This is a genomic window from Streptomyces sp. YS-3, from assembly GCF_045257485.1.
In the GTDB taxonomy this organism is placed as follows: Bacteria; Actinomycetota; Actinomycetes; order Streptomycetales; family Streptomycetaceae; genus Streptomyces.
Map to the genome: position 1 here is coordinate 1 of NZ_JBJHPC010000573.1, position 4,536 is coordinate 4,536.

Below are 4,536 nucleotides of genomic sequence, written 5' to 3' on the forward strand. Positions count from 1 at the left end.
CCTGCTGAGGCCCGCCCCCGCGCCCTGACGACCGCCCTCTGAGTCCGGGGCCGGTCAGGGGCTCGGGGGCGGCCGTCAGGGCGCGGGGGCGGGCCTCAGCAGGTGCCCCAGCGCCCCGCCGGCCGCCCGGCCCTGCCAGGCCAGATAGCCGGGCTCCACCAGATGCGGATCCCAGATCCGCTGCTGGGCGAGGTGCCGGGCCGTCGCGTCGCGCCACGCCCCGCGTCCGGCGGCCAGCCGCAGCAGCCGCGCCGCCACGGTGCTCGCGGTGCCCAGCTCGTACTGCGCGCAGAGCCCGGCGAACGCGGTGAAGCCGAGGTGCAGCCACTGCGCCCCCTCGGCGGTGAAGGCCCGTACGGCCGCCAGGCCGACCGCCTCCAGGGCGCCCTTCGGCGCGTCCGGCGCCCGGTGCGCGGTGTGGCGCAGCCAGCCCGGGCGGGAGCCGAAGACCGGCAGGAAGGTGACGGACGCGACGGCCTCGCCCCCGATCCGCCCGGCGAACACCCGCCGTCCGTCGCCCGCCCCGGCCGGGCCGGCCCCGATGTCCTCGTACGCCACTTCGGCCGCCTCGACCCCGGCCAGCCACGCCCGGGTTACGGCGAGGCGCAGCTCGGCCAGGCGCGGGCCGCCGAGGCGGAATTCGGGAAGGTGGACCGCGTAGGACGAACCTGCCTGGTTCACCGTGAAGCCGCAGCGCGCGAAGAGCGCGGCCTCGGGGCGCCGGAGCCGGGTGGCCACGATTCTCCGGCGGCTTTCCGCCGCGAATTCGGTGAAAGCGCGCAGCAGTGGTTCCCGGCCGTCGTGGGGTGCGATCACTCCGGCGCTCTGGTGCAGATGGCCGCCGGTATCCCGATAGGGGATCACTCCGTTCCGGCCCGCCACGGTGAAGTACTCCCCTCCCCCGCTCATCGCGAGAAACGCACCAGGATTGTCGCCGTAGGCGCGTAAAGCTCTGGAAAGCGTGTCGCCGCCGTCCACGGCACAGGTATCGATACTCATGACATTCCCCCCTGTCATGAGCATCGTCGCAGCCATGGGCCCCAATTCCCTGACGCGCGCGTCTCAGTCGGGTCTCGGCGTCCTCTCAGCGGGCGGGCCGAGGACGGCGGGCGGCTAGGACGTCGGACGGGACGCCAGGGTCCGTACCACCGCCGCCGCGGCCAGCGCGTGCCCCAGGCTGTTCAGCCGGCCCGGCTGCGGACCCCACAGCGTCCGGGGATCGGCGTCCTGCTGCCGCATGAGGTCGATGTGCAGGGCTCCATGACGGAGCGTCACGGCCGTCAGCCGTTCCACCAGGAGGCGCTGGCGGGTGCGCACCCGGTCGCGGTGGGCCGGGGCCACCTGGCCGGAGGCGGACCAGTCGAACGGGCTGACCACCACGGTGTGACGGCAGTCCGTCTCCTTCAACGAGGCGACGATCCGGCCGAGTTCGCTCTCCACCGCGTCCGCGTCGAACCGGCGCGCCCGCACATCGGGGCCGCCACACGCGATCAGGGCGAGGTCGGCCCGGAAGGCGAGCGCCTGGCCCAGCTGGCGCGAACGGACCTCGGCGAGGACGAGCTCGCGCCGGCCCTGGACGAGCAGACAGGCGAGGCCGGGGCGGGCCTCACGCAGCGCCCGGGCCACCCGGTCGGGCCAGACCCGTGGCCGGTATCCGGGGACCGCGGCGGCCCGGGCGAGCCGGCCCTCCTGTGCGCTGAGCACCACCGCGCGTCGCCACGGGAACCCGCCGAGCAGCGTCCGGGCCTCGCCCTCGCGCAGACAGCGCGGATCGTCGTCCTCCATCGCACGGTCCAGCCTTTCACTCGCCCCCGCTGCCGTCGTAGTGACCGGGGCGCCGTGCGTCAACAGCGCGTGGAGCGGGGCCGGTCGCGCCGGACCGGATCGGGCCACTCCGCCGTCCGCGGTCCCGCCGCCCCGCGGCCGGTGCCGTACGCCGGACGGTGAGACGCGCGTCTCAGCACCGTCTCAGCGTGGTCTCAGCGGCCCGGGCGAGGATCCATCCGTACGAGGACGGGAGAGGTACCCGAAGGGGTCCAACGGGGGTTGCGGGCAGGCGCCGGACCGGGCGCGAGCGGCCCGCGCAGGTTCGAACCCTGCCCTCTCCGCCACAGCACGGCTGCGCCGGGCGCGCCGAGGTGTCCGTCGACGAGTCCGTCTCCCCGTACGTCCCGGTGGTGGCCGGTCCGGCCACCAGAACGCGGGCGCGGGAGACGGCTCATGAGGTCGCGCGACGGATCGCGGGGGCCGGTACGCCCGTCGGGCCGGCTGTGACAGAGCGGCCGGGCCGTGCCCAGCAGCTCGCCCGCACCACGGGCGGGCCGGGCGGCCCGGCCGTCCTGGTGTGCGGAGGCGGGGCGACGGCCGTCCGCCCGCACACCGGTCCGGACCGCTACCCGCCGGACGGGGTCCCGTGCGCGCTCCCGGTGCCCGGCCCGTACCCCGGCATCCCCTTCGGCTCGGGCAGCGTGCGCGCCAGCCACCAGGCGAGGGCGCACAGCGCGATCAGCGGGGCGAGCGCCGCCCCGAGCCCGGCCGTCTCCCCCAGGGCGCCGATCCCCGGCGCGGTCACTCCCCCGACGCTCACCGCGAGGCCCAGCGTGACCCCGCTCGCCGTGCCGACCCGGCTCGGCAGGAAGTCCTGCCCCAGGGTGACCTGGAGGGAGAACGGCACATAGAGCACGGCCGCCGCCAGCGCGACGAAGACGAAGAACGCGGGGCCGGGCACCAGGACCACACCCGCGACGGCCGGGACCGAGGCGGCGTACGCCGTCCGCACGGTACGGACCCGGCCCCGGCGCGCCGCCAGCCGTCCCCCGGCGACGGTCCCGGCGGCGCCGCCCGCGAAGAGGGTGAACAGCGCGGCCGACCCGGTCGCGGGGCCGCCCCCGACGCGCTCCTGGGCGTAGAGGCCGATGAAGGCGCTCAGGCCGACGAAGACCACCGAGCGGCACACCACGATCGCCGAGAGCCGCAGGAACACCGGCCAGTCGTCCGGCGCGGCCGGGCTGGTGGCCCCCGCACGCCCCGGCGCCGCCCTCCGCGCGAGCACCAGCACCGCCGGCGCCGTGCACAGCACCCCGGCCACCGCGGGCACCACCAGCCACGGCGTCGCCCCGAGTCCCCCGGCGGTGAGCACCGGCCCGACCACGAGGGGCGCGAGGGCGAAGCCGAGGGTGCCGCCCAGCGAGTACCACCCCATGGCCACATGGCTGCCCCGCCCGGCGGCGCGGGCCAGCCGCGCGGACTCCGGGTGGTAGGCGGCGACGCCGGTCCCGGCGAGGGCGACGGCGAGCCAGGTGAGCGCGTAGGAGTGGCCGAGGCCGGCCAGCGCCAGGCCCACGCCCGCGCAGAGGCTGCTGAGCGGGATCAGCCAGGGCATCGTCCGGCGGTCGGTGAGCGCGCCGAACAGGGGCTGCACGACGGAGGAGAGCAGGGTCGCGGCGAGCACGATGCCGGAGACGGCGGTATAGCCGTAGCCCCGCCCGGCGACCAGGAAGGGAACGAGTGCGGGCACCGCCCCCTGGTAGAAGTCGACCGTGGCGTGGCCCAGGGCCAGCACGGCGACGGCGGACGGTTTTCTGGTGGATTTGGTGGGGCCGGTGGGACTGGTGGTGCGCGCTGTCGTCGTCACCCCCCGATCCTGCGGGCGCGGCCGGTCGGCGGGCTTCCGATAAAGTGCCGAGCTGTGCCGATATTCCGCCACGGGCCGCCGCACATCCCCACCACCACCCGGCACCTGGCGCCGGGCACCGGGGTGCGGGCCCACCGCCACGAGGTGCACCAGGTCGTCTACGCGGGCCGGGGCGTCCTGTCGGTGAGGACGGACGCGGGCACCTGGGTGGCCCCGGCCACCCGGGCGATCTGGGTGCCGGCCGGGACGTCGCACGAGCACCGGGCGTACGGCGAGACCGCTCTGCACACCGTCGGCGTTCCGCTCGACCGCGATCCGCTGGGGCTCCCCCGGCCCGCGGTCCTGGCGGTGGAGCCGCTGCTGCGCGAGCTGATCATCGCGTACAGCTCGCCGGAACCGAAGGGGACACCCGAGGCCGACCGGATGCTGGCGGTCGTCCTGGACCGGTTGCGGCACGCGCCGGAGCAGCCGCTGCACCTGCCCGCGCCCCGCGATCCCCGGCTCGCGGCGCTCTGCGCGCTCCTGGACGACGACCCGGCCGACCCCCGGACGCTGGGCGAGCTCGGCGCGGCGGTGGGGGCGAGCGCCCGCACCCTGGCCCGGCTGTTCCGCGCCGAGGCGGGCATGACCTTTCCGCAGTGGCGCACCCAACTGCGGCTCCACCACGCGCTGGTGCTGCTCGCCGGGGACGCCACGGTGACCTCGGTGGCCCGCCGCTGCGGCTGGTCCTCGACCAGCGCGTTCATCGACGTGTACCGCCGGGCGTTCGGGCACACGCCCGGGGCGCGGCGGGCCGCGGCGGGGGCCGCCGCACCTGTCGCCGATGTACCGCACAGGTTTACCCCGGACCCAACCGCCGGTTGACGCCGAGCACATGGGGGCCTTGCCACCATGTGCTCAGG

General features: G+C 76.4%; 4 protein-coding genes and 1 tRNA gene. 2 read left to right on the forward strand and 3 right to left on the reverse strand.

What is annotated here, in order from left to right:
- Nucleotides 1–75: 75 nt before the first annotated feature.
- Both ACJA3G_RS30965 and ACJA3G_RS30970 read right to left on the reverse strand, forming a co-directional pair.
- Nucleotides 76–999: a phosphatidylglycerol lysyltransferase domain-containing protein gene (locus tag ACJA3G_RS30965; protein WP_406556352.1), complete on the reverse strand. Its 924-nt coding sequence runs from the start codon at nucleotides 997–999 to the stop codon at nucleotides 76–78.
- Nucleotides 1,000–1,113: 114 nt separating this feature from the next.
- The gene (locus ACJA3G_RS30970) at nucleotides 1,114–1,785 is read right to left on the reverse strand and encodes a GDSL-type esterase/lipase family protein (RefSeq protein ID WP_406556353.1); all 672 of its coding nucleotides are present in this window, start codon (nucleotides 1,783–1,785) and stop codon (nucleotides 1,114–1,116) included.
- A 231-nt stretch (nucleotides 1,786–2,016) separates the two neighbouring features.
- On the opposite strand from ACJA3G_RS30970, the gene ACJA3G_RS30975 reads away from it, so the two are divergent.
- A tRNA-OTHER gene (locus ACJA3G_RS30975) sits at nucleotides 2,017–2,111 on the forward strand.
- 281 nt (nucleotides 2,112–2,392) lie between these two features.
- Here ACJA3G_RS30975 and ACJA3G_RS30980 read toward each other — a convergent pair.
- Nucleotides 2,393–3,634: an MFS transporter gene (locus tag ACJA3G_RS30980; protein ID WP_406556354.1), complete on the reverse strand. Its 1,242-nt coding sequence runs from the start codon at nucleotides 3,632–3,634 to the stop codon at nucleotides 2,393–2,395.
- Nucleotides 3,635–3,688: 54 nt separating this feature from the next.
- On the opposite strand from ACJA3G_RS30980, the gene ACJA3G_RS30985 reads away from it, so the two are divergent.
- Nucleotides 3,689–4,498 carry an AraC family transcriptional regulator gene (locus tag ACJA3G_RS30985; RefSeq protein WP_406556355.1) on the forward strand — a complete coding sequence of 270 codons (810 nt, stop codon included), beginning with the start codon at nucleotides 3,689–3,691 and terminating at the stop codon, nucleotides 4,496–4,498.
- Nucleotides 4,499–4,536: the final 38 nt, after the last annotated feature.